The 23,445-nt window shown below is 66.1% G+C and carries 17 protein-coding genes and 1 pseudogene; 12 read left to right on the top strand and 6 right to left on the bottom strand.

Going from position 1 to position 23,445, the window contains the following annotated elements:
• Nucleotides 1-12 precede the first annotated feature (12 nt).
• The 7 genes from ACTJKF_RS01830 to ACTJKF_RS01800 all read left to right on the top strand — a co-directional run bounded on the left by ACTJKF_RS01830 (nt 13) and on the right by ACTJKF_RS01800 (nt 7,863).
• Nucleotides 13-1,179: an iron-containing alcohol dehydrogenase gene (locus ACTJKF_RS01830; RefSeq protein ID WP_440621847.1), complete on the top strand. Its 1,167-nt coding sequence runs from the start codon at nt 13-15 to the stop codon at nt 1,177-1,179.
• The gene (locus ACTJKF_RS01825) at nt 1,176-2,453 is read left to right on the top strand and encodes a four-carbon acid sugar kinase family protein (protein WP_440622130.1); all 1,278 of its coding nucleotides are present in this window, start codon (nt 1,176-1,178) and stop codon (nt 2,451-2,453) included. Before ACTJKF_RS01830 ends, ACTJKF_RS01825 begins: the two co-directional genes overlap by 4 nt.
• Before the next feature lie 11 nt (nt 2,454-2,464).
• Nucleotides 2,465-3,490, top strand: coding sequence for a 4-hydroxythreonine-4-phosphate dehydrogenase PdxA (gene pdxA / locus ACTJKF_RS01820; protein WP_440621846.1), 1,026 nt, complete (start codon nt 2,465-2,467; stop codon nt 3,488-3,490).
• 110 nt (nt 3,491-3,600) lie between these two features.
• On the top strand, nt 3,601-5,019 hold the full coding sequence (locus ACTJKF_RS01815) for a sodium:solute symporter family protein (protein ID WP_440621845.1): 1,419 nt from the start codon (nt 3,601-3,603) through the stop codon (nt 5,017-5,019).
• A gap of 23 nt (nt 5,020-5,042) precedes the next feature.
• On the top strand, nt 5,043-6,230 hold the full coding sequence (locus ACTJKF_RS01810; protein ID WP_440621844.1) for a sialidase family protein: 1,188 nt from the start codon (nt 5,043-5,045) through the stop codon (nt 6,228-6,230).
• Between the two features lie 104 nt (nt 6,231-6,334).
• A complete protein-coding gene (locus tag ACTJKF_RS01805; protein WP_440621843.1) occupies nt 6,335-7,141 on the top strand; it encodes a DeoR/GlpR family DNA-binding transcription regulator in 807 nt (268 codons plus the stop codon).
• Between the two features lie 11 nt (nt 7,142-7,152).
• Entirely contained in the window at nt 7,153-7,863 is a 711-nt protein-coding gene (locus tag ACTJKF_RS01800) for an SDR family NAD(P)-dependent oxidoreductase (RefSeq protein ID WP_440621842.1), read from the top strand.
• A 106-nt stretch (nt 7,864-7,969) separates the two neighbouring features.
• Here the strand turns inward: ACTJKF_RS01800 and ACTJKF_RS01795 are convergent, their stop codons facing one another.
• The 3 genes and pseudogenes from ACTJKF_RS01795 to ACTJKF_RS01785 form a co-directional block, all read right to left on the bottom strand.
• Nucleotides 7,970-8,299, bottom strand: coding sequence for an aldo/keto reductase (locus ACTJKF_RS01795; RefSeq protein WP_440622129.1), 330 nt, complete (start codon nt 8,297-8,299; stop codon nt 7,970-7,972).
• Nucleotides 8,263-8,391: pseudogene (locus ACTJKF_RS01790) on the bottom strand (aldo/keto reductase); the annotation flags it as partial. The gene ACTJKF_RS01795 and the pseudogene ACTJKF_RS01790, both read right to left, overlap by 37 nt.
• A gap of 72 nt (nt 8,392-8,463) precedes the next feature.
• On the bottom strand, nt 8,464-9,054 hold the full coding sequence (locus ACTJKF_RS01785) for a flavodoxin family protein (protein WP_440622128.1): 591 nt from the start codon (nt 9,052-9,054) through the stop codon (nt 8,464-8,466).
• Nucleotides 9,055-9,172: 118 nt separating this feature from the next.
• Here ACTJKF_RS01785 and ACTJKF_RS01780 point away from each other — a divergent pair, with 118 nt between their 5' ends.
• Nucleotides 9,173-10,078, top strand: a complete 906-nt coding sequence (locus ACTJKF_RS01780) for a LysR family transcriptional regulator (RefSeq protein ID WP_440621841.1) — start codon at nt 9,173-9,175, stop codon at nt 10,076-10,078.
• A 128-nt stretch (nt 10,079-10,206) separates the two neighbouring features.
• On the opposite strand, the gene ACTJKF_RS01775 is transcribed toward ACTJKF_RS01780, so the two are convergent.
• A complete protein-coding gene (locus tag ACTJKF_RS01775) occupies nt 10,207-10,971 on the bottom strand; it encodes an SDR family NAD(P)-dependent oxidoreductase (RefSeq protein WP_440621839.1) in 765 nt (254 codons plus the stop codon).
• A 141-nt stretch (nt 10,972-11,112) separates the two neighbouring features.
• Here ACTJKF_RS01775 and ACTJKF_RS01770 point away from each other — a divergent pair, with 141 nt between their 5' ends.
• On the top strand, nt 11,113-12,030 hold the full coding sequence (locus ACTJKF_RS01770) for a LysR family transcriptional regulator (protein ID WP_440621838.1): 918 nt from the start codon (nt 11,113-11,115) through the stop codon (nt 12,028-12,030).
• Between the two features lie 125 nt (nt 12,031-12,155).
• On the opposite strand, the gene ACTJKF_RS01765 is transcribed toward ACTJKF_RS01770, so the two are convergent.
• The gene (locus ACTJKF_RS01765; RefSeq protein ID WP_440621837.1) at nt 12,156-12,470 is read right to left on the bottom strand and encodes a hypothetical protein; all 315 of its coding nucleotides are present in this window, start codon (nt 12,468-12,470) and stop codon (nt 12,156-12,158) included.
• A gap of 298 nt (nt 12,471-12,768) precedes the next feature.
• Between ACTJKF_RS01765 and ACTJKF_RS01760 the strand changes: the two genes are divergently transcribed.
• Both ACTJKF_RS01760 and ACTJKF_RS01755 read left to right on the top strand, forming a co-directional pair.
• The gene (locus ACTJKF_RS01760; RefSeq protein ID WP_440621836.1) at nt 12,769-14,076 is read left to right on the top strand and encodes a dicarboxylate/amino acid:cation symporter; all 1,308 of its coding nucleotides are present in this window, start codon (nt 12,769-12,771) and stop codon (nt 14,074-14,076) included.
• Nucleotides 14,077-14,088: 12 nt separating this feature from the next.
• Nucleotides 14,089-15,036, top strand: coding sequence for an amino acid ABC transporter substrate-binding protein (locus ACTJKF_RS01755; RefSeq protein ID WP_440621835.1), 948 nt, complete (start codon nt 14,089-14,091; stop codon nt 15,034-15,036).
• An 83-nt stretch (nt 15,037-15,119) separates the two neighbouring features.
• Here ACTJKF_RS01755 and uvrA read toward each other — a convergent pair whose 3' ends face one another.
• The gene (uvrA, locus tag ACTJKF_RS01750; protein ID WP_440621834.1) at nt 15,120-21,014 is read right to left on the bottom strand and encodes an excinuclease ABC subunit UvrA; all 5,895 of its coding nucleotides are present in this window, start codon (nt 21,012-21,014) and stop codon (nt 15,120-15,122) included.
• A gap of 745 nt (nt 21,015-21,759) precedes the next feature.
• Here uvrA and ltrA point away from each other — a divergent pair.
• Nucleotides 21,760-23,283 carry a group II intron reverse transcriptase/maturase gene (gene ltrA, locus ACTJKF_RS01745; RefSeq protein ID WP_440621833.1) on the top strand — a complete coding sequence of 508 codons (1,524 nt, stop codon included), beginning with the start codon at nt 21,760-21,762 and terminating at the stop codon, nt 23,281-23,283.
• The last annotated feature ends 162 nt before the right edge of the window (nt 23,284-23,445 follow it).

The raw sequence follows: 23,445 nt of genomic DNA, 5'->3' as shown, positions 1-23,445 counted from the left end.
CGGATCATCAGCATGACGACTTATCATTTCCAGACAGTCAAGCACATCGTTCACGGCGCCGGCAGCCTCGCCGCGCTTCCCGACAAGCTGGCGCTGCTCGATACGCCGGTCGAACGCATCGCGTTGATCACGCAACCCGCGATGGAAGCGCTGGGGATCGCCGATCGCGTGATCGCATCGCTCAACACGAAGGACGTCGACGTGCGCATCATTCGCGGTGTCGAACCGGAGCCGACCATCGGCAATGTCGAGACGGTGTTCAAGGAGCAGATCGAACCGTTTGCGCCCCAGGCCATTCTTTCGATCGGCGGCGGCAGCGTGCTCGATGCGGCGAAACTGTTCGCGGTGCGGCTGACCAACGACGAACCGCTGCGCGACTGGCTGGGCATCGACCTGATCAAGCACCCCGGCGTGCCGATGATTCTCGTGCCGACGACCGCCGGAACCGGCTCCGAGGTCACGCCGAATGCGATCGTGACGCTGCCGGACGAATCGCTGAAGGTGGGGATCGTCAGCCGTCACCTGCTGCCGCAACTCGTCATTCTCGATGCGGAGCTGACGCTCGGCCTGCCGAAGCCGATCACGGCCGCGACCGGCATGGATGCGTTCGTGCATGCGCTCGAATCGTACATCTCGACGAAAGCGAACCCGATCAGCGACATGTATGCGATGGAGTCGATGCGCCTGATCGGCGCGAACATCGTCGAAGCGTACGAAAACGGCCAGTCGCTGAAGGCGCGCGAGGCGATGATGCTCGGGTCGATGTATGGCGGCCTCGCACTCACCGCCGCCGGCACCGCGGCGGTGCATGCCCTCGCCTATCCGCTCGGCGGGATGTTCAACGTCACGCACGGCGTGGCGAACGCGATGCTGCTGCCGCATGTGATGGCGTTCAATCTCGATGCGATCGAAGGCCGGTTGTCGAACGTTGCGCGCGCACTCGATCTGGCGTCGCAGGCCGACCCGGACGCGGTCGCGGCACGCAAGCTGATCGACAAGATGGAGGAATGGACCGCGGCCGTCGAGATTCCGCAGGACCTGCGCAAGTTCGGCGTGTCCGAAGCGCATCTCGATGCGCTCGCGGTCGCGGCGTCGAAGGTCAAGCGCCTGCTCGGCAACAACCCGAAGGCGCTGGCGCTCGACGACATGAAATCCATCTACCGGCGCCTGCTGCCGTGAACGCGCCCGCCCAGCATGGAGCACGGCTCCTGATCGTCGCCGACGACCTGTCGGGCGCGGCCGATTGCGCGGTGGCCGGGCTGCGTCATGGCTTGACGGCGATGGTCCTGCTCGATGCGGAACGCGCACCGGCGCCGCCGCACGGGGTGGACATCCTGTCGGTCGACGTGGACTCGCGTCGCGTCTCCCGCGACGTGGCCGCCCGACGCACCGTCACCGCCGTCGATTCGCTGTCGCGTGCCGGCACGCGCCTCTACAAGAAGATGGACTCCACGCTGCGCGGCAATTTTGCAGCGGAAGTCGCCGCGCTGGCGTCGCATCGCGGGATGGCAATCGCGTGCCCCGCCTACCCGGCCGCCGGCCGCACCACCCTGGACGGACGGCAATGGGTGCGCGGCGTCCCGGTGGAAGCCAGCGAATACTGGCGCAACGAGAACCTTCCCGGCAATGCCGATCTGGTTGCATTGCTGTCCGCCGAGCATCTGCGCGTCGCATACGCGGCAATCGGCACGGTGCGCGGCGAACCGGGCACGCTCGCGGCACGGTTGCGGCAGCTGCAATCCGATGGGGCGCAAGCCGTCGTCTGCGACGCGTCGTCCGACGAGGATCTGCAACGGATTGCCCGCGCGTCGGCGACGCTCGACAACGTGTTCTGGGTCGGCTCGGCCGGCCTGGCCCCTGCCGTCATCGAGGCGCTGGAGCCACCCCGCGACATGCCCGGCCCGGCGGCCGACGATCAGGGTCCGCAAGGACCGGTGCTCACGGTGGTCGGCAGCATGTCGAGCATCTCGCATGCGCAGCTGGACTGCCTCAAGGCACGCGCCGGCGCGCAGCTCGTCACGCTCGACATTGCCGTCTCCGCGCTGGACGCGCCGCGCAGCGACGTGACGACGACGGTATGCGACGCGCTGCGTCGCGGCCGGCACGTGGTGGTCTCGTTGAGCCAGACGCAGCGCGGCGAGGTGAGCGACGGACTGCGGTTCTGCAACCGTCTTGCATCCTTGCTCGCGCCCGCCCTGCGCGACGCGGGCGGCGTCATCGCGACCGGCGGCGAAACGGCGCGCGCGCTGCTCACCACGGCCGGCGCAAGCGCGCTGCGGGTCGTCGACGAAATCGAGGACGGCATGCCGCTGCTTGAATGCCGGCTGCACGGCAAGGCACTCTCCGTCGTGACCAAAGCGGGCGGCTTCGGCCAGCCCGAGTCGCTTTATCGCGCGTGGCGCCGGCTTGCGAATGCAGGCAAGACGGCCGCCACCACTCAAATCAATCTGTGAAGGGAACCGCCATGGACAACCGTCCCATCATCGGCATCACCATGGGCGACGCGGCTGGCGTCGGACCGGAAATCATCATGAAGAGCCTGGCCCATGCTTCCGTGTACGAGCAATGCCGCCCCGTGGTCATCGGCGACGCCGCGCGCTTGCGGGACGCCGGTCGCCGGGCAGGCGTCGATCTCGAGGTTCGGACGGTCAGCCGGCCGGCCGACGGCGCGTTCCGCCTGGGCGTCGTCGATTGCATCGACCTGGCACTCATTCCGGCCGATCTGCCTTATGGAAAGCTGTCGGCGATCGCCGGAGACGCCGCCTATCAATACATCGCCCGCACCGTCGAACTGACTTCGAACGGCGAACTCGACGCGATCTGCACCGCCCCGCTCAACAAGGAAGCGCTGCATGCCGGCGGCCATATTTTCCCCGGACACACGGAAATGCTCGCGCACCTGACCGGCATCGACGAAGTATCGATGATGCTGGTCGCGCCCAATCTTCGCGTGATCCACGTGACGACGCACATCGGCCTGCTCGACGCGATTCGCAAGATCGAGCCGGGCCTCGTGCAACGCACGATCGAACGCGCGCACGACACGCTGGTTCGCGCGGGCATCGCGAATCCGCGCATCGGCGTGTGCGGCATCAATCCGCATGCCGGCGAGAACGGGCTGTTCGGCTACGGTGAAGAGGAGGAGAAGATCGTGCCGGCGGTCAACGTGCTGCAGGCGCGCGGCTGGGACGTCGAAGGCCCGCTGCCGGCCGATACGCTGTTCTTCCGTGCGGGCCGCGGCGATTTCGACGTGGTCGTCGCGATGTATCACGACCAGGGGCACGGGCCGGTGAAGGTGATGGGCCTCGAAGCCGGCGTGAACGTGACGGTCGGCCTGCCCGTGATCCGGACGTCGGTCGACCATGGCACGGCGTTCGACATCGCCGGCCGAGGCATCGCCGACGAACGCAGCCTGCTGGAAGCGTTCCGCCAGGCCGTGGACCTCGCCACGCGACGCAACGAGACGTCGCCCGTCGCAAGCGCCGCGTAAGCGGCCCGTATGCAACGACACGCAGCACCGTCGGGCGCGACCGGCAGGCACATGCCGGATCGCTCGACGCACCGAACGCACATCAACCGAAGGTAACGTGGAGACAAGCAATGGCCACCTTCAGTTATTGGGACACAGCCACCATCATCGGCATGGTTGTCGTCTACATCGTGATAACGAGCCTGATCAGCATTCGCCTGCGCAGCCGCAATTCCGAGCAGTTCATGGTGGCCGGGCGTTCGATGCCGGCACTGGTGGTTGCCATCCTGCTGATGTCCGAATTCATCGGCGCCAAATCGACGGTCGGGACGTCGCAGGAGGCGTTCTCGGCCGGCATCGCCGCGTCGTGGTCCGTGCTCGCCGCGGCGATCGGCTTTCTGTTCTTCGGCCTGTTCATGGCCAAGCGCCTGTATGCGTCCGGCGAGTTCACGATCTCCGGGTTCATCGCCCAACGATACGGCCACGGTGCGAAGCTCGCCGTCTCCGCGATCATGATCTACGCGCTGTTCGTGGTGAACGTCGGCAATTACGTGAGCGGCGCGGCGGCGATCTCCACGGTCATGCGTATCAACTTGCCCACGGCCGCCGCCATCACCGCCATCGTCAGCACGATCTACTTCGTCTGGGGCGGCCTCAAGAGCGTCGCGTACCTGACCGTCGTCCACAGCGCCGTGAAGCTGCTCGGCATCGCCATCCTGGTGGGCGTCGCGTGGAAGCTGTCGGGCGGCATCAAGCCGATGGCGCAGAGCATGCCTGCGCACTACTTCACGTGGAGCGGCGCATTGTCGGGCGGCACGATCGGCGCATGGATCATCGGCACGGCCGGCGCGATCTTCTCGACACAGTTCATCATCCAGGCCATCTCGGCCACCCGCAGCCCCGAGGGGGCACGCGCGTCCTCGCTGATCGCCGCGGTCCTGTGCGTGCCGATCGCGGTCGCACTCGGCTTCATCGGCGTGACGGCCAAGTACCTGTATCCGAACATCAAGAGCCTGTATGCGCTGCCGGTGTTCCTGCAGCACATGAACCCGATTCTGGCCGGCATCGTCACGACGTCGCTCGTCGCATCCATCTTCGTCAGCGTCTGCACCGTCGCACTGGCCATCGCGTCGTTGATCGTGAAGGACTTCTATGTTCCTCGCTTCCGTCCGACGCCCGACGTCGAACTGCGAATGACGCGCTGGATCTCGCTGGTCGTCGGCTTCCTGCCGCTGATCTTCGTGCTGTTCGTCCCGCAAATCCTCGCGCTGTCATTCTTCAGCCGTGCGCTTCGCCTGTCCGTGTCGGTCGTCGCGCTGATCGGCATCTACCTGCCGTTCTTCAGCGGCAAGCGCGGCGCCGTATCGGCCCTCATCGTCGCGACGATCGCCACGACACTCTGGTACCTGCTCGGCAACCCGTTCGGCATCGACAACATGTACGTCGCACTCGTGACGCCCGCCATCGTGCTGGTCGTCGGCAAGCTGTTGTTCCATGGCGAGGACTCGAACCTTCGCGACAAGCGGCTCACGCATCGCGAATCGCACTGACCGCGCAACCCCAGAGACATTTCATGAGCACGAACTTCGTTGAAGCGGCGAGCGCCGCGTCGGATCACTGCGTTCGCACGGCGTATGCCGACGCGGAACGGCAAGAGGCGTTTCTGCCTACCCCCTGCGTGCAGAACCATGCGGCCAACCTGCACTGCCTCGCGAACGGCGACCTGCTGTGCGTCTGGTTCGGCGGTACCCAGGAAGGCATTCCCGACGTCTCCATCTACCTGTCGCGCCTGGCGGCCGGGACGAGCGAGTGGTCGTCGCCGCGCAAGCTGTCGGACGACCCGACCCGCTCCGAACAGAACCCGGTGCTGTTCACCGCGCCCGACGGCCGCCTTTGGCTGATCTACACCGCGCAATTGTCGGGCCATCAGAACACCGCGATCGTGCGCCGCCGCATCTCGATGGACGGCGGCATCACGTGGGGCCCGGTCGAAACCCTGTTCGACCACCCCGGAACGTTCGTCCGCCAGCCGATCGTCGCGCTCGACAGCGGCACGTGGATTTGCCCGGTATTCCTGTGCCGCACCGAACCCGGCGAGCGCTGGGTCGGCAACGACGACGTCAGCGCGGTCATGGTCTCCGACGACCAGGGCGCGACGTGGGTGCGACATGAGGTGCCGGACAGCGTCGGGTGCGTGCACATGAACGTTCACGTGCTGCACGACGGATCGCTGCTGGCGCTCTTCCGCAGCCGCTGGGCCGACTTCGTCTACGCGAGCCGCTCGACGGATGGCCGCACGTGGAGCGCGCCCGTGCCGACCGAGGTGCCGAACAACAACTCGTCGGTTCAGTTCACGGTGTTGCGGAACGGTCATCTCGCCCTCGTGTTCAACGACAGCGATGCGTCGCACGGCAACGCGCGTCGCGCATCCCTGTACGACGACATCGAAGACTCGGAGGATAGCGGCGAACTGCGCGACCAGAAGGCGTCCGCGCGTGGCACCGCCTTCTGGGGCGCGCCGCGCGCGCCGATGTCGCTCGCCATCTCCGAGGACGGCGGCAACACATGGCGACGCCGCCGCAACCTCGAAATCGGCGACGGCTACTGCATGACGAACAATTCCGCGGACCAGCGCAACCGGGAATATTCGTATCCGTCGATCGTACAGTCGCAGGATGGCGCGCTGCACGTCGCGTTCACCTGGTTCCGCCAGAAAATCAAGTACGTGCGCGTCGACGAGTCGTGGGTTCGCGGTCGATGATGCCCGCCGGGGCAACGGGCCGGTCGCTGCGGCAATTCGATAAACTTGTCGGTCGGGATGCGCAGACGTGCGCGCCCATTCGATCAGACCAGGAAATCACGCACATGAAAGTGACCAGGCGCCGGGAGGCGATGCTGCAGGCCGTGCTCGGGGGCATGACGGACGTTGCGACGTTGTGCGAGCACTTCGGGATGTCGGAAGCGACGGTTCGCCGGGACCTGCGTGCGCTGGCGAGCGACCGTCGCATTCTTCGCACGTACGGCGGTGCCGCGGCGGTCGGCGGCCACGAGCCGGAGCCGTCGCTCGAGGAGCGGCGCGTCAGCTCGCAGGAGCAGAAGGAAGCGATCGCGCACGCGGCGAGCCTGTTCGTCGAGGACGGCGATACCGTGTTCCTCGACGGCGGCACGACGACGGCGGCGCTGGCGCGTTTGCTGGCCGGCCGGACCGCCGTTCACGTGGTCACCAACAACCTGCTGGTCGTGAGCCCGCTCGCCTCGTCGGGCGTTCAGGTGACGGTGATCGGCGGCGACGTCCGATCGTCCAGCATGAGCACGCTCGGGCCGCTCGCGCAGATCGCGCTGAGCCGGCTGAGCGTCGACAAGGCGTTCCTCGGCGCCGATGGCGTGGTCGCCGAACTGGGCTTGTGCGAAGCGAGCAGCGAGCAATCGTATCTGAAGGAGTGCGTGATGCGACAGGCTGCCGAAGTCTTCGTGCTCGTGACCGCGGACAAGCTCGGTCGCGCGAGCCAGCAGCACTGGACACCGCTCGAGCGTGACTGGACGCTCGTGACGGATGACGGGGCGCGGCACGAGCAACTCGAGCCGTTCCATGCGCAGGCACGGGTCACGGTTCATGCCGTCGGCACGCACGCTGAAACGGCATCCGGTCGTTCATCGCAGGTTCAAGCGTAGCAGGAGAGATCGTGGGTCAATCGGAGCAGTCGGGTTCGGGCTCGGGTTCGCGCCATGCCGTCGTCACGGGCGCGTCGTCAGGTATCGGACGAGCCATCGTCGATCGGCTGCTCGCCGACAACTGGCGCGTGACGGGACTCTGCCGATCGCACGTTGAAGCGAGCCGCGAATCGCTGAAAATCGTGCCGGTCGACGTCACCGACTTCGCGGCACTCGGGCCCGTGTGCGACGAACTGGGTGCGGTGGACGCCCTCGTGCATGCGGCCGGCTTCATGCGTACCGCGCCGCTCGGCCAGCTTTCACACGAGGATGGCGCGGCAATGTGGCGCCTGCACGTCGAGTCCGCCACCTTTCTCGCCGATCGTCTGGTTCCCCGGATGTCCGCCGGCGGACGCATCGTGCTGCTGGGCAGCCGCACCGCCAACGGCGCGGCCACGCGCAGCCAGTATGCGGCGACCAAATCCGCGCTGGTGGGCCTGGCGCGGTCCTGGGCGGCGGAACTCGCGCCCCGCGGCATTACCGTCAATGTCGTCGCGCCTGGCGCGACGGATACCCCGTTTCTGCGCGATCCGGCACGCGCGGCAACGCCTCCGAAGCTTCCGCCGATCGGGCGGTTCATCACGCCCGAGGAAGTCGCCGCGCTGACCGGTTTTCTGCTGAGCGCGCAGGCGAGTGCGATCACCGGGCAGCAAATCGTCATGTGCGGCGGTGCGTCGCTTTAGTGCGCTTTAGTGCGGTGCGGCGTGGGATTCAGCGTCAGGCCTGCGATCACTTCGAGGGTACAACCGCCCTGCTCGAAGGGATCGACGTGACGTCGCGGTTCGGCTTCTACGCGACAGGCGTGAACGGCTCCGGCACCCGGCCCGCCGCCTGACGATCGATCATCCAGCCGGGATAGCCGGGCGGCAACGCGCTCACGGCGTCCAGACGTGCAAGTTCGTCGTCGGTAAGACCGACATCGACCGCGCCGAGATTGTCTTCGAGCTGTTCGACCCGTTTGGCGCCGACGATGACGCTCGTGACGCTTGCCCGACGAGGCGTTCGGACTGGCCAAAGGAGTAAACGTCGGCGGTATCGATGAAGTTGATGCCCGCGGCCAGTGCGCGGGCAATCAGTCGGGTCGCGCCGTCCTGCTCCACTGCACCGATCGCCGCCCACATGCCGGCATCGGCATGACCGCCCAGTGTCATCGTGCCGAGGCACAGCTCGGAGACATACAGGCCGGTGCGGCCCAGTTGCTTGTATTGCATGGTCGTTTGCCTCAAGGTCGGCTGGAAAGAAAGCGGCGACGTCCGGCTTCGGGCGCCACGCAGGCCAGCATGTCAGTTGCTTCGCGCCTGTCCTGCCCGAAACTGCCCGGCGATCGCTGCAACGCGTGCGCCATAGCGGCGTGCGGTCTCGAGGTCGCCCGGCGACATCTCGTCAGGCGATGCGTCGGCCGGCGTCTGCGCCATCGGCGCGATATAGGAGCCCATGCGATTCAGGTCATCACGCATCGACGCCTTCACGTTCGCCGGCTTGATGTCCATGCTCACCCAGATACCGCCATGCTGCCCGCTGAGCAGAACGAAGTATTCGAGCGTATTGAGCTTGTCGCCGTTGATGCTTGCGCTGTTGGTAAAGCCGCCGAAGAGCTTGTTGCGCCACGCGCCGTCGAACCAGGCTTTCGACGAGGCATCGGCGAACTTCTTGAACTGCCAGCTCGGGCCGCCCATGTAGGTCGGCGAGCCGAACACGATCGCATCGGCACCGGCCAGCGCGTCCCACGCATCGTCGGCAATGTTGCCGTCGGCGTCGATAGCGACGAGGACGGCGCCGGCCCCGTCGGCAACCGCCGTGGCCATGCGTTCGGTATGCCCATAGCCGGAGTGGTAGACGACGACCGTCTTAACCGGCGAGGTGTGTTGCGTCATGGTGACTTCCTTTCGTTCAGGTTGTCGTCGATGGACGACATCGGAGGGCACTTTACCGAGTCGCAATTGCGTTATAAATGACGGTCGATTGAACGTTCTGTTACTCCACGAGAGAACAATGCAAAATCTTGATGCGCTTTTGATCTTTGCCCGCGTCGCGGAAATGACGAGCTTCACGCGGGCGGCTGACAGCCTCGGCATCCAGAAAGGACGTGTGTCGATGGTGATCCGCAGGCTCGAGCGCGACGTCGGTGTTGCGCTGCTGCATCGGACGACGCGCAGCGTGCAGCTGACCGAAGACGGCCGCGCGTTCTATTCGCGCGCACGGGATCTGCTGGCCGAGGTCCAGGCATTGCAATCGATGTTCTCCGGCAATGGCACGCGCCTGCGGGGACGCTTGCGCGTCGACATGCCCACGGAGTTGGCACGCAGCGTCGTGGTTCCCGCCCTGCCACTGCTGATGGGCGCGCATCCGGAGCTGGAACTGGAAATCTCCAGCACCGATCGGCGTGTCGATCTCGTGCAGGAGGGGTTCGATTGCGTGATCCGCATGGGTCCGATCGTGGACGAAACGCTGATCGCCCGACCGTTGGGCCGGCTGCGCATGATCAATGCGGCGAGCCCCGGTTATCTGGCGCGGTACGGCGTGCCGCATACGCTCGACGATCTGCTTGCCCAGGGGCACCGGATGGTCCACTACACGCTGACGCTCGGCGCCCGGCACGCGGGATGGGAATATCCGAACGGCGACGGCTATGCGACGCTGCCGTTGCCAAGCGCGATGCAGGTGAACAACGTGCAGACCTATCACGCGGCCGGGATTGCCGGCATCGGGTTGATCCAGGCCGGATATTCCGGGGTCGCGAAGTACATCGAAAGCGGCGCGCTGGTGGAGGTACTGCCTGACTTGCGTCCGGAACCCCTCGCGGCGTCGCTCGTCGTGGCCCATCGGCGCAATCTGTCGCCGCGGGTGCGGACGTTCATGGAGTGGATCGAAGGGGTGTTGGCGCCGTATTTCGATTGAGGGGGCGGGAGGCGGGAGGTAGGGGCAACGGCAGTTGGACTGCCGCTGTGGCCGGCGGCAGTCGACCCAACTCGGGCACCCGGTCACGTACGATCGTCAGGATCGCATCCACGCGCCCGAGGCCATGCTTAAATTTGCTGCTGCCCACCATCGACGAACAACTCGACGCCGTTCACGAAGCTCGCGTCGTCCGAGGCGAGGAACAGCGCGGCACTCGCGATCTCGCCGGGCTCACCGAGGCGCCCCATCGGGATCTGGGTAGCCAGATAATCGGCCAGGCCCTGGCGCTGCGCGGCATCGTCACCGGCGAGGTCGAGCAGGCCGGGCGTGCGGGTCGCCCCGGGGCTGATCGTATTGACGCGAATGCGGCGGTCCTTCAAGTCGAGAATCCAGCTGCGTGCGAAGGCGCGCACTGCGGCTTTTGAAGCCGAATACACGCTGAAGGAGGCAGTGCCCGCGCTGCCGGCCGTCGAGCCGGTGAGGATCACCGATGCACCTTCGGCGAGCAGCGGCAGCGCTTTTTGCACCGTGAACAGCACGCCCTTCACATTGCGATCGAAGGTGTCGTCGTAGTGTGCTTCGGTGATACTGCCAAGCGCCAGCATCGAGCCGCCACCGGCGTTCGCGAACAGCACGTCGAGCCGGCCCTGTTCTTCCTTGATCTGCACATACAACGCGTCGAGTTCTCCGAGCTTCGTCGAGTCGACGCGTACGCCGGTCGCGCTGCCGCCAGCTTCCCGAATGCTCTTCACGGCGGTATCGAGCTCGGCCTGACGGCGGCCGGTGAGGTAGACATGCGCACCTTCCGCGGCGAAGCGTTGGGCAGTGGCAAGGCCAATGCCGCTGGTTGCGCCGGTAACGAGTGCGATCTTGTTGTCGAGTTTGCGTGCCATGGTGCTTCTCCTTTCGTTCGATAAGTGGGTGACGGCGTTCGGTGTTGCGTGCTGCGATGAGAGGAGAATATCGACGCCCCAATCCTTTCGAAATAGAATTGATTGCAATCCAACGTTGCAAAAATGAAAAGACGAGGGGTCATGACAAAGCTGCCTGATTTCGAAGGACTCGCGATGTTCGCGAAGGTCGCCGAGGAAGGGTCGTTCGCCGCCGCGGCACGGACGATGGGGGTGTCCGTCGCGACAGTTTCTCGTGGGGTCGCCCGTCTGGAAGACCGGTTGAGTGCGCGGCTCTTCAATCGCACGTCGCGACAGCTCTCGTTGACCGAGTTCGGCCGGACGATTTGCGAGCAAGCCGGCGAGATCTATCGCCGGGCCGAGCAGGCGGAAAGCACCGCGCGCGAGATGTCATTGCGGCCGCGTGGCCTGGTACGCCTCGCCGTGCCGATGTCATTCGGGCTGCGCTGGGTCGCCCCACTGCTGCCGGACTTTTTTCGCGCGTACCCCGAGGTGTCGATCGACTTGCATCTTTCCGATGCGTCGGTCGATCTGGTCGCCGACGGTTTTGACGCCGCGCTGCGCATCGCCGCACTGCCGGACTCCTCGCTGGTCGCGCGACGGTTGTGCGCGGTCACACAATTCGTGGTGGCATCGCCGGCGTATCTGGCGCGCGAAGGACGGCCCACTCATCCGCGCGAGCTGGTGGACCGACCGTGCCTGTCCTACGCGTATCGCGCACGTGGCGATGTCTGGCGCTTCACGAACGCGGCGGGTGACGAGGAGCCGATCATGCCGTCCGGACCGTTGCGCGTGACGAATGCCGATGCACTGCTGCCCACGCTGCTCGATGGCCTCGCGATTGCCGAGCTGCCCGAGTTCATCGCCGGAGAATATCTGGCCGATGGCCGACTCGAAGCGATCCTTACCGACTGGTCGTTGACGAAAGGCGGACTCTACTTCGTCACGCCGTCGGCGCGCGCACGTCCCGCCAAGGTGACCGCGCTGTCCGATTACTTTGCGGAACACTTGTCCGATCCGTCGTGGCGGCGGCCGAGATGACGCTCTGATGCAATTGATTTGCGTCGACCAGGATCATGCCGGTGATCCTAACCCGTGGAAGGCCTGTCAACAGCACACCTTTCCGGGGACCCCTATCGATTTACGCTGCCGGTCATAGCCCGAACCTATCGCGCCTCAGGTGTCCCGGCGCGCATGACCGAGTGCGCATCCCGCCATTGAAACGGCCCGGCAGGCCCATGGCGCGATGCACCCGCATCGCTGCACACCGAATCACATGGTCGGATCTTCAGCGTCATGGACAGATATTCGAATACGGTCGAGACCCGCAGCAGATGTCGCGACTCCCGGTGGGTCAGCACCCACAGCCCGATCTGACAGTCGTGCAGGACCTCGGTCAGTTGCACGAGACCGGAGCGGCCGCGGGTCGGGAACGTCGGCAGGATGCCGACGCCCATGCCGAGGGCGACGAGCTCCATCACGGTCAGGATGCTGTTGACCTACCCTCGTCAGTCGATTCGCGCAGGACATGGGCGCGTAGCGCAGCGCCGGGCACCGCAAAGCCGGGGCCGTCGGCCAGGCATTGTGCTGCCCCGCACAAATCAGGCGCGGGTTGCGCCGGCGGCAGACACGAAGCGCCACCGGCGCAATCACTGTCGTCCGGTCGGCCGTGACACGGTGCTAGCGCAAACCCGGGCCCGGTTGCACTGTTCAGCGCCATTCTGGTCCTGTATCGTCCTGCCATGCCCGATTGCGGAACCGGTGCTTGGGAGGCTCACGATGCGAACCAAGAATGCAGCAGCCGTCTGGATCCTGATCGCGATGGTGGCAGGCATCGTGATCGGCTACATGATCTTCACGAGCTTTCCGGACAAAAAGGCCACCACCGAAATCGCCGGTTACATCTCGCTCGTCTCCGACGTGTTCCTGCGCCTGATCAAGATGGTGATCGGGCCGCTGGTGTTCTCCACGCTCGTCGTCGGCATCGCGCACATGGGCGACGCGGCATCGGTCGGGCGCGTGTTCGCGAAATCGATCGGCTGGTTCATCACCGCGTCGCTCGTCTCGCTGCTGCTCGGGCTGTTCATGGCGAACCTGCTCCGGCCGGGCGACAACCTTGGCCTGCCGCTGCCGGACATCGGCGCATCGGCGAACCTCGCGACCTCCAAGTTCACGCTCAAGGATTTCGTCGGCCACATGGTGCCGAGGTCGTTCGCCGAGTCGATGAGCAATAACGAAATCCTGCAGATCGTCGTGTTCTCGATGTTCTTCGGCGTCGCGCTCGCCGCGCTCGGCGAACGCGGCAAGATCCTCATCGCCGCGATCGACCAGCTGTCGCACGTGATGCTCAAGATCACCGGCTACGTGATGAAGCTCGCGCCGCTCGCCGTGATGGCCGCGATGGCCGCCACCGTCGCGGTCAACGGGCTGTCGGTGCTGCTGAAGTTCGCGGTGTTCATGGGCGACTTCTACGTCAGCCTGTTCCTGCTCTGGACACTGCTCGTCTGCGCCGGGCTGCTGTTCCTCGGGCGGCGCGTGTTCAAGTTGCTGGTGCTGATCAAGGAAGCGTTCATGCTGTCGTTCGCGACGGCCAGCTCCGAAGCCGCCTACCCGAAAATCCTCGACGCGCTCGACCGGTTCGGCGTGCGCCGCAAGATCTCGAGCTTCGTGATGCCGATGGGCTATTCGTTCAACCTCGACGGCTCGATGATGTACTGCACGTTCGCGGCACTGTTCATCGCACAGGCGTACAACATCCACCTGTCGCTCGGCACGCAGATCACGATGCTGCTGGTGCTGATGCTGACGTCGAAGGGCATGGCCGGCGTGCCGCGCGCGTCGCTCGTCGTGATCGCCGCCACGCTCCACCAGTTCGGGCTGCCGGAGGCCGGGCTGCTATTGATTCTCGGCGTCGACACCTTCCTCGACATGGGCCGCTCGGCCACCAACGCGGTGGGCAACTCGATTGCGAGCGCGGTGGTCGCGAAGTGGGAAGGCCAGCTGATGTCGGAAGCGGAAGCCGAAGCGAACCTCGCGCGCATCGAAGCGGAGCAGGAAGGGACGATCGCGCATCCGGCGGATGCCTGACGGAGGCCCGCGATGAAGATGCAGCGATTCTGGCGTGCGCTCGCGCTCGCAGGCCTGCTCGCCGCGGGCGCGGGCGCGACCGCGCGCGCGGAAGATGCGCCCTCCACGCCGCCGCGCGTCGAGCCGTTCGCGCCGGCCCAACTGACCGGCACGCTCGCGAAGGTGCGCCGCAGCGGCACGATCGCACTCGGCTATCGCGACGCGTCGATCCCGTTCTCGTACCTGAACGCGCGCAACCAGCCGATCGGCTATTCGATCGAGCTCTGCAAGGCGCTCGTGTCGTCGATCGAGGATGCGGTCAACGAGAACCTGACGATCCGCTGGGTGCCGGTCACGTCCGACAACCGGATCGACGCGGTGGTCAGCGGCAAGGTCGACCTGGAATGCGGCTCCACGACGAGCAACCTGGAGCGCCAGCAGCGCGTGGCGTTCTCGCCGATTTTCTTCGTGGCCGGCACGAAGGTGATGGTGAAGCGCGGCTCGCCGATCCACTCGTTCCGCGATCTGGCGGGCAAGAAGGTCGCGGTGACGGCCGGCACGACCAACGAGAAGGCGCTGCGCGACCTGGACGCGCGGTTCAAGCTGGGGATCCAGCTGCAGGTGGTGCCGGACCATGCACAGGGCTTCGCGCTCGTCGCGAACGGCGGCGCCGATGCGTTCGCGACCGACGACGTGCTGCTGTACGGCCTGATTGCCGAGCATGCGGGCGAGGGCGGCCGGTACGACGTGGTGGGCGATTTCCTGTCCTACGACCCGTACGGGATCATGTTCCGCAAGGACGATCCGCAGCTCGCGCAGGTTGTAAAAAGCACGTTCCAGGAGCTGGCCGCCGATGGCGAGATCACCCGCCAGTACAAGCGCTGGTTCCTGCGCCCGCTTCCGTCGGGCATGAGTCTCAACCTGCCGATGAGCCCGCAGCTGGAGACCATCATCGAGACGATCGGCGTCAAGGGCGAATGAGTTCGGCCGCCGGAATGATGACGAGATGAAAACGGCCCCGGTGTCTCGCCAGACACCGAGGCCGCTCACCGGAAGGACCGCGTTCAACCGACCCGCGCTTCTCCGTCACGCACTGCGTCATCGCCCTCGTCGGCCGTTCGCGCCAGCACCGGCTTCAGCGCGTGCCCGGTATGGCTCGCCGTCACCTGCACGAGCCCTTCCGGCGGCGCCGCCGCGACGATCGTGCCGCCGCCCACGCCGCCTTCCGGGCCGAGATCGATGATCCAGTCGGCTTCCGCGATCACGTCGAGATCGTGCTCGATCACGACCACGCTATGGCCGCCGTCGACCAGCCGGTGCAGCACGCGGATCAGCTTCGCGACGTCGGCCATGTGCAGGCCGACCGTCGGCTCGTCGAGCACGTACAGCGTGTGCGGCGCCTTCTGCCCGCGCCGCGTGATGTCGTCGCGCACCTTCGTGAGCTCGGTGACGAGCTTGATCCGCTGCGCCTCGCCGCCGGAGAGGGTCGGCGACGGCTGGCCGAGCGTCAGATAGCCGAGGCCGACGTCCTTCATCAGCTGCAGCGGATGCGCGATGTTCGAAATCGGCGCGAAGCATTCCACCGCCTCGTCGATCTCCATCGTCAGCACGTCGCCGATGTTCCGGCCGCGCCACGTGACCGCGAGCGTCTCCGGATTGAAGCGCTGCCCGTGGCACACGTCGCACGGCACCTTCACGTCGGGCAGGAAGCTCATCCCGATCGTGCGCACGCCTTGCCCCTCGCAGGCCGGGCACCGCCCGTCGCCGGTGTTGAACGAGAAGCGCGACGCGGTGTAGCCGCGCGCCCGCGCTTCCAGCGTATCGGCGAACAGCTTGCGGATCGTGTCCCACACGCCGATGTAGGTGGCCGGGCACGAGCGCGGCGTCTTGCCGATCGGCGTCTGGTCGACTTCGAGCACGCGGTCGATCTGCTCCCAGCCGCTCAGCGACGCACAACCCTGCCACGCATGCGTGACACTCAGCGACGGCCGCGGCGCGCTGCGCGCGAGCACGCTCGAACGGCGGTTGGCGGCCGGCGCGTCCTGCTGCGCGGCCTTGCGCGCGCGCCGCGTGGCCGGCGACGACAGCACCGAGCGGCCGACCGCGTCGAGCAGGTTCGTCATCAGCACGTCGCGCGCGAGCGTCGACTTGCCCGAGCCGCTCACGCCCGTCACCGCGACGAGCCGCGCGAGCGGAATGCCGACGGTCACGTCGCGCAGGTTGTGCAGCGTCGCGTCGTGCACGGTCAGCCACGCGTCCGGCACCGCCGGTGCGCCGTTCTTGCCCGCCGCGCTCACCGCGCGGCGCGGTTGCAGCGGGTGCGTCATCGGCTGCGCGAGCAAACGCCCCGTGACCGAATCCGGCTGCGCGGCCAGATCGGCGACCGCACCCTCGGCGACCAGCGTGCCGCCGCGCTTGCCGGCGCCCGGGCCGACGTCGATGATGTGATCCGCGCGCCGGATCGTGTCCTCGTCATGCTCGACGACGACGAGCGTGTTGCCCTTGTCGCCGAGCTTGCGCAGCGCGTCGAGCAGGATCTGGTTGTCGCGCGGATGCAGGCCGATCGTCGGCTCGTCGAGCACGTAGCACACGCCCTGCAGGTTGCTGCCGAGCTGCGCGGCGAGCCGGATCCGTTGCGCCTCGCCGCCCGACAGGCTCGGCGCCGCGCGATCGAGGCTCAGGTAGCCGAGCCCGACCTCCTCGAGAAACGCGAGGCGGCTGCCGATCTCGCTGACGATGTCGCGCGCGATCTGCGCGTCGCGGCCGGACAGTTCCAGCGCATCGATCCAGCGGCGCGTGTCGGACACCGTCCACTGCGCGACCTCGACGATCGGATGCGCGTCGAACGTGACCGCGCGCGCGGACGGGTTCAGCCGCGTGCCGTGGCAATCCGGGCACGGCTCGTTGCCGACGCCTTCCGGTTCCTGCTCGTCCGACGGCAGTGTTTGCTCGCGGCCGCGATCGTCCCCGGCGAGTACCGTGTCGTCATACGCGGCGCGCTGTTCGCGCGTGAGCGTGACGCCGGTGCCGACGCAGGTCGTGCACCAGCCGTGCTTGCTGTTGTACGAGAACATCCGCGGATCGAGTTCCGGGTAGCTCGTGCCGCACACCGGGCACGCGCGCTTGACCGACAGCACCTTGACCGCGCCGACGCGCGCGGTCGAATGATCGTTCTGCATCGCGTGGTGCAGCCCGTCGAGCGGTGCCAGCAGGTGCATCACGCCCTTGCCGATCTCGAGCGTCTCGTCGAGCCGGCGCCGCAGCTCGGCCTCGTTGTCCGGCGACACGACGAGGTCGGCCACCGGCAGCTCGATCGTGTGCTCGCGGAAGCGATCGAGCTTCGGCCACGGATCGACCGTGACGAACTCGCCGTCCACGCGCAGATGCGTGCTGCCGCGCGCCTTCGCCCATTTCGCGAGATCGGTATAGACGCCCTTGCGGTTGACGACGAGCGGCGCGAGAAAGCCGACGTGTTCATCGCGATGGTCGCGCAGCAACTGGGCGGCGATCGATTCGACGGTTTGCGACGTGACGGGCGTGCCGTCGTGGATGCAATGCTGGAGGCCGAGCTTCACATACAGCAGCCGCAGGAAGTGCCAGACTTCGGACGTGGTCGCGACCGTGCTCTTGCGGCCGCCGCGCGACAGCCGCTGCTCGATCGCGACCGTCGGCGGAATGCCGTACACGGCGTCCACTTCCGGCCGCCCGGCCGGCTGCACGATCGAGCGCGCATACGCGTTCAGCGATTCGAGGTAGCGGCGCTGCCCTTCGTGGAACAGGATGTCGAACGCGAGCGTCGACTTGCCGGAACCCGACACGCCGGTGATCACGTTGAACTTGCCGTGCGGGATGTCGACGTCGAGCGCCTTCAGGTTGTGCTCGCGGGCGTTGACGATCCGCACGACGTCCTCGCCCTCGATCGCGCGCCGCTCGCGGGCGGCGCTCAGCACGGCCTGCAGCGGCACGCCTTCGTCGGCCAGCGCCGTTTCGCCGTCCATCGCGCGGTCGTACTGCAGCAGCGCGACGCCGGTATGCGATTCCGTGCAGGCCTTCACGTCGTCGGGCGTGCCCGCGCACAGCACGCGGCCGCCGCCGTCGCCGCCCTCCGGGCCGAGATCGATCAGCCAGTCGGCCGCGCGGATCACGTCGAGGTTGTGCTCGATCACGATCAGCGAATGGCCGGCCGCGAGCAGCTTGCCGAACGCCTGCATCAGCTTCGCGATGTCGTCGAAGTGCAGCCCGGTGGTCGGCTCGTCGAACATGAACAGCTTCGTGCGCGCGATGCGCGCCTCTTCGCTGGCGATCCGTCGCCCGCCGGCAGCCGCCGCCGACTCGGCGAGGAAGCCGGCCAGCTTCAGCCGCTGCGCTTCGCCGCCCGACAGCGTCGGCACCGGCTGGCCGAGTTTCACGTATTCGAGGCCGACGTCGACGATCGGCTGCAGCACGCGCAGCACCTCGGCGTCGGCCGCGAAGAACGCGGCCGCCTCGCTGACCGTCAGGTCGAGCACGTCGGCGATGCTCAAGGCGCGGCCGTCGCGCTCGATGCGCACTTCGAGGATCTCGGCGCGATAGCGGCTACCGTCGCAGTCCGGGCAACGCAGGTAGACGTCGCTCAGGAACTGCATCTCGATGTGCTCGAAGCCCGAGCCGCCGCAGGTCGGACAACGGCCGTCGCCCGAGTTGAAGCTGAAGGTGCCCGCGCCGTAGCCGCGTTGCAGCGCGAGCGGCGCCTTCGCGAACAGTTTGCGGATCTCGTCGAACGCACCGACATAGCTGGCCGGGTTCGAGCGCGTGGTCTTGCCGATCGGCGACTGGTCGACGAACACGACGTCGCCGACCTGGTCGGCGCCCGTCAGGGTGCGGAACGCGCCCGGCGACTCGGTCGCCTTGCCGTGATGGCGCGCCACCGCCGGATAGAGCACGTCCTGCAGCAGCGTCGACTTGCCGGAACCCGACACGCCGGTCACGCACACGAGCCGCTGCAGCGGAATCCCGACGGTCACGTCGCGCAGGTTGTGCTCGGTCGCGCCTTCGAGCACGATGCGCGGCGTGCGCTCGTCCACCGGACGGCGCGCCCAGTTCGACGCGTGCGCGACGTGCTTGCGGCCGCCGAGATACTCGCCCGTCAGCGTGGGCGCGGAACGGATGTCGTGCGGCGTGCCGTCGTAGACGATCGTGCCGCCGCGCTCGCCGGGGCCCGGGCCCATGTCGATCAGCCGGTCGGCCGCGAGCATCACCGACGGATCGTGCTCGACCACCACCAGCGTGTTGCCCGCGTCGCGCAGCCGCTGCATCGCCTCGACGATCCGCGTGAGGTCGCGCGGATGCAGCCCGATGCTCGGCTCGTCGAGCACGAACAGCGTCTTGGTCAGCGACGTGCCGAGCGCCGTGGTCAGGTTGATCCGCTGCACCTCGCCGCCCGACAGCGTGCGGCTCTGCCGGTCGAGCGTCAGGTAGCCGAGCCCCACGTCGCACAGATATTTGACGCGCGTGCGCACCTCGGCGAGCAGCAGCTTCAGCGCATCGTCGAGCAGCGCGCTCGGCAAACTCACGTCGTCGAAGAAGCGGCGGATGCGCTCGATCGGCAGCAGCATCAGGTCATGCACCGTCAGGCCCGGCAACGCTTCGAGTTGCGCGCGCGTCCAGTCGACGCCGCGCGGCAGGAAGCGATCGGCCGGCGCGAGCACCGCGTCGGCGTTCGCCTTCGAGCCGAGCCGCCACTGCAGCGATTCCGTCTTCAGGCGCGCGCCGCCGCAGACGTCGCACGGCGTGTAGCTGCGGTACTTCGACAGCAGCACGCGGATATGCATCTTGTACGCTTTCGATTCGAGATAGCCGAAGAAGCGTTTCACGCCGTACCACTGGCTCTGCCACTTGCCGTTCCAGTCCGGCGAGCCGTCGATCACCCAGTCGCGCTCGGCGTCCGACAGCTCGGACCATGGCGTGTCGCGCGGGATGCCGGCTTTCGCCGCGTAGCGCATCAGGTCGTCCTGGCACTCCTTCCACGCGGGCGTCTGCATCGGCTTGATCGCGCCGCCGCGCAGCGTCTTGCGCGCGTCGGGGATCACGAGGCCGAGATCGACGCCGATCACGCGGCCGAAGCCGCGGCAGGTTTCGCAGGCGCCGTAGGCCGAGTTGAACGAGAACAGCGCGGCTTGCGGCTCCGCGTAGCGCAGGTCGCTGTCGGGATCGTGGAGCCCCGTGGAGAAACGCCAGATCAACGGCTCGGCCACCGCGTTTGCCGCTTCGGGCGCCAGCACGTACACGTTCACGCGGCCGCCGCCGCGCTTGAGCGACGCCTCGATCGCCTCGACCACGCGCACCTTGTCGGCCTGCTGCACGCGGAAACGGTCGGCCACCACGTCGAGCAGCTTGCGCGGGCCGGTAGGCGACGCGACTTCGCGCTGCGCCTGCACGCGCGTGTAGCCACTCGCGGACAGCCACTGCGCGACTTCGTCCTCGGATGCGCTGTCCGGCAGCTCGACCGGGAACGTGACGACGACGCGCGGATCGTCGGCGCGCGTGCGCGCGACGAGTTCCGCGTAGATCGTCTCGGGTGTGTCGTGCCGCACCTGCCGCGCGGTCTGGCGGTCGAACAGCTCGGCCGCGCGCGCGTACAGCAGCTTCAGGTGATCGTTGAGCTCGGTCATCGTGCCGACCGTCGAGCGCGAGCTGCGGACCGGATTGGTCTGGTCGATCGCGATCGCGGGCGGCACGCCGTCGACGCGCTCGACCTGCGGGCGGTCCATCCGGTCGAGGAACTGCCGCGCATATGCGCTGAACGTCTCGACGTAGCGTCGCTGGCCTTCCGCGTACAGCGTGTCGAACACGAGGCTCGACTTGCCGGAGCCCGACGGGCCGGTGACGACCGTCATTTCGCCGGTGCGCAGGTCGAGATCGAGGTTCTTGAGGTTGTGCTGACGTGCTCCGCGAATGCGGATCAGATTGCTGGATGACAATTTGCCTGCCCGTCTGAATGAGTTAGCCGGAATCACGGGGCCGGAACGCTGCGGCGGATGCCCGCAGGCGCGGCGCGCGTGCCGCACGGGTCATGCCCGTGCCGCTCGAGTTCGACGGATACTATACTGTATATTCATACAGGCGCGACCTGCAAAGTCGCTATCACAACTGTCTCGCCAATAGCAATTGGACGGGACCTGCTGTTCTGCCAGCAGTAGCCTACTCGATCGTGCGTCGCTGGTAACGGCGGGGTGCGGAGCATCGAGGACAACGACTGGGGCCGCAAGGCCTAGCCCGAGCCGCGAGGCGAAGGCGACACCTGCAAGCATCGACGCGGGAGCCGGAAGGGCTCGGGTGGCACGGTTAACGGAAGTGAATTCTCGCAAGCGTCGTGATTACAGTCCAGCCAAAGATGCTGACAGGCTGAGGGCAAAAGCTACGCGACCGGGTGCATTCAGTCTGTGGTGAATGCACGCAGACCACGGTGTCGCCGGCGTAAAGAGGAAACCGTCGTCATCCCGTTGCGACAGCGGAACAGGGTAAGCCCATCTCGTCGCCCCCAGGGGCAGGCCAACCGCGAGGGAGGCTGCGGGCGGAGCGGGTAAAGGAGGTTGGAGAAAGCGAACGCCAGGCCGTAATGGCCGGGATACGAGCTGAAACATCGCTCGACACGAAAGTGGGCAGACTTCCAACTGGTCTCTCATCACGAGATAACTTGCGTAATCTTTGAAGGCGAGAAAGCAAATGAACGGGCTGTCAACGTGTGCACTGGCCGACCAAGGTACGTCGTGGCACAGCATCGACTGGGACGCGGCCCACGCCATGGTCAAAAGAATGCAAGCGCGTATCGTGAAGGCGACACAGGCCGGTCGCTGGAACAGGGTCAAGGCTCTGCAACGGCTACTGACCACCTCGTTCTACGGCAAAGCGTTAGCCGTTAAACGAGTGACGGAAAACCAAGGCAAACGTACACCGGGCGTTGACAAAGTGCTTTGGTCGACCCCGGATGCCAAATACATGGCAATAGGCTCGCTGACGCGGTGTGGGTATCAACCGCTGCCGCTGAAGCGTATCTATATACCCAAGAGTACCGGCAAGCTGCGCCCGCTGAGCATCCCCACGATGCGAGATCGGGCGATGCAGGCCCTTCACCTGCTCGCCCTCGACCCCGTATCCGAAACGATCTCTGATGGACAATCCTATGGATTCCGAAAAGAGCGATCTACCCATGACGCGATAGCGCAATGCTTCATGAACGCCCGATACCACGGCAACCCAAAAGACCGGGGCGCACGGGTCTCGGCGCAGTGGATTCTCGAAGCGGACATCCGCGGCTGCTTCGACAACATCGACCATGCGTGGCTCTTAAAGCACGTGCCGACGGACAAGGCCGTGTTGGCGAAATGGCTGAGGGCCGGTTACTTGAAGGACGGTGTATTCGCGAGGACGACCGAAGGGACGCCACAGGGCGGCATCATCAGCCCTGTGCTCGCCAACTTTGCGCTGAACGGGCTGGACAAGGTTTTATCGTCCGTTTTCAAATATCCGTCACATCGCGTAGCTCACAAGGTCAATCTCGTGCGATACGCCGACGACTTCGTCATCACTGGAGTGAGTCGGGAAGTGTTGCAGGACACAGTCACCCCGGCAGTCACCACGTTTCTTGCATCTCGAGGACTGGAACTCGCCCCGGAGAAGACGAAGATCACCCACCTGACGGAAGGCTATGATTTCCTTGGCCAGAACGTCCGGCGATACGGCAAGAAACTGCTTATCAAGCCGGCGCGGAAGAACGTGCAGTCCTTCCTGCAAAAGGTTCGAGACATCATCCGAAGGCTAAGACCAGCACCGCAGGACGTGCTGATCGACGCCCTCAATCCTGTGATCACCGGCTGGGCAATGTACCACCGTCACGTCGTTGCACAGGAAGCCTTCACCCGCGTGGACAGCCATATCTGGTACGCAATATGGCAATGGGCCAAGCGACGCCATCCCAAGAAGCCTGCGGAATGGGTGCGGCAACGTTACTTTCATCGGATTGGGCTAAGGCAATGGGTATTTGCCGTCGCCACTGATCATGTGGACGATAACGGACGCCCTATCCTCCGGTCTCTCCGGACAGCGGCGAGTACACCCATCGAACGACATCCGAAAGTCCAATCGGACGCCAATCCCTACGATCGTGAGTGGTACACCTACTTTGCGCAGCGCGCTGCGATTCGAAGTCGGATCTCCCGGGCACGTCGCAAGGGCAACGGCCGCAGCTAGTCTGCACGCTGCCATGAAGCAGGTACATAGGCCGGTCGGTACGTGGTGCCGCCGGGTTGGTTTAATCACTGGCCTTATAGAGGCTTGAGCCGTATGCGGGGAAACTCGCACGTACGGTTCTTAGGGGGCGGCGGCGCAGCAATGCGTCGCTGCTACCCGACT

Source organism: Burkholderia sp. 22313, from assembly GCF_052045245.1.
In the GTDB taxonomy this organism is placed as follows: Bacteria; Pseudomonadota; Gammaproteobacteria; order Burkholderiales; family Burkholderiaceae; genus Burkholderia.
The sequence above is the reverse complement of the archived record's forward strand: the minus strand, read 5'-3'. Positions and strand labels throughout refer to the sequence as shown.

Coding starts and splice junctions, on each gene's coding strand:
- ACTJKF_RS01830 (WP_440621847.1), top strand. CDS start 13: ATGACGACTTATCATTTCCAGACAGTCAAGCACATCGTTCACGGCGCC.
- pdxA (WP_440621846.1), top strand. CDS start 2,465: ATGGACAACCGTCCCATCATCGGCATCACCATGGGCGACGCGGCTGGC.
- ACTJKF_RS01815 (WP_440621845.1), top strand. CDS start 3,601: ATGGCCACCTTCAGTTATTGGGACACAGCCACCATCATCGGCATGGTT.
- ACTJKF_RS01810 (WP_440621844.1), top strand. CDS start 5,043: ATGAGCACGAACTTCGTTGAAGCGGCGAGCGCCGCGTCGGATCACTGC.
- ACTJKF_RS01805 (WP_440621843.1), top strand. CDS start 6,335: ATGAAAGTGACCAGGCGCCGGGAGGCGATGCTGCAGGCCGTGCTCGGG.
- ACTJKF_RS01785 (WP_440622128.1), bottom strand. CDS start 9,054: ATGACGCAACACACCTCGCCGGTTAAGACGGTCGTCGTCTACCACTCC.
- ACTJKF_RS01780 (WP_440621841.1), top strand. CDS start 9,173: ATGCAAAATCTTGATGCGCTTTTGATCTTTGCCCGCGTCGCGGAAATG.
- ACTJKF_RS01775 (WP_440621839.1), bottom strand. CDS start 10,971: ATGGCACGCAAACTCGACAACAAGATCGCACTCGTTACCGGCGCAACC.
- ACTJKF_RS01770 (WP_440621838.1), top strand. CDS start 11,113: ATGACAAAGCTGCCTGATTTCGAAGGACTCGCGATGTTCGCGAAGGTC.
- ACTJKF_RS01760 (WP_440621836.1), top strand. CDS start 12,769: ATGCGAACCAAGAATGCAGCAGCCGTCTGGATCCTGATCGCGATGGTG.
- ACTJKF_RS01755 (WP_440621835.1), top strand. CDS start 14,089: ATGAAGATGCAGCGATTCTGGCGTGCGCTCGCGCTCGCAGGCCTGCTC.
- ltrA (WP_440621833.1), top strand. CDS start 21,760: ATGAACGGGCTGTCAACGTGTGCACTGGCCGACCAAGGTACGTCGTGG.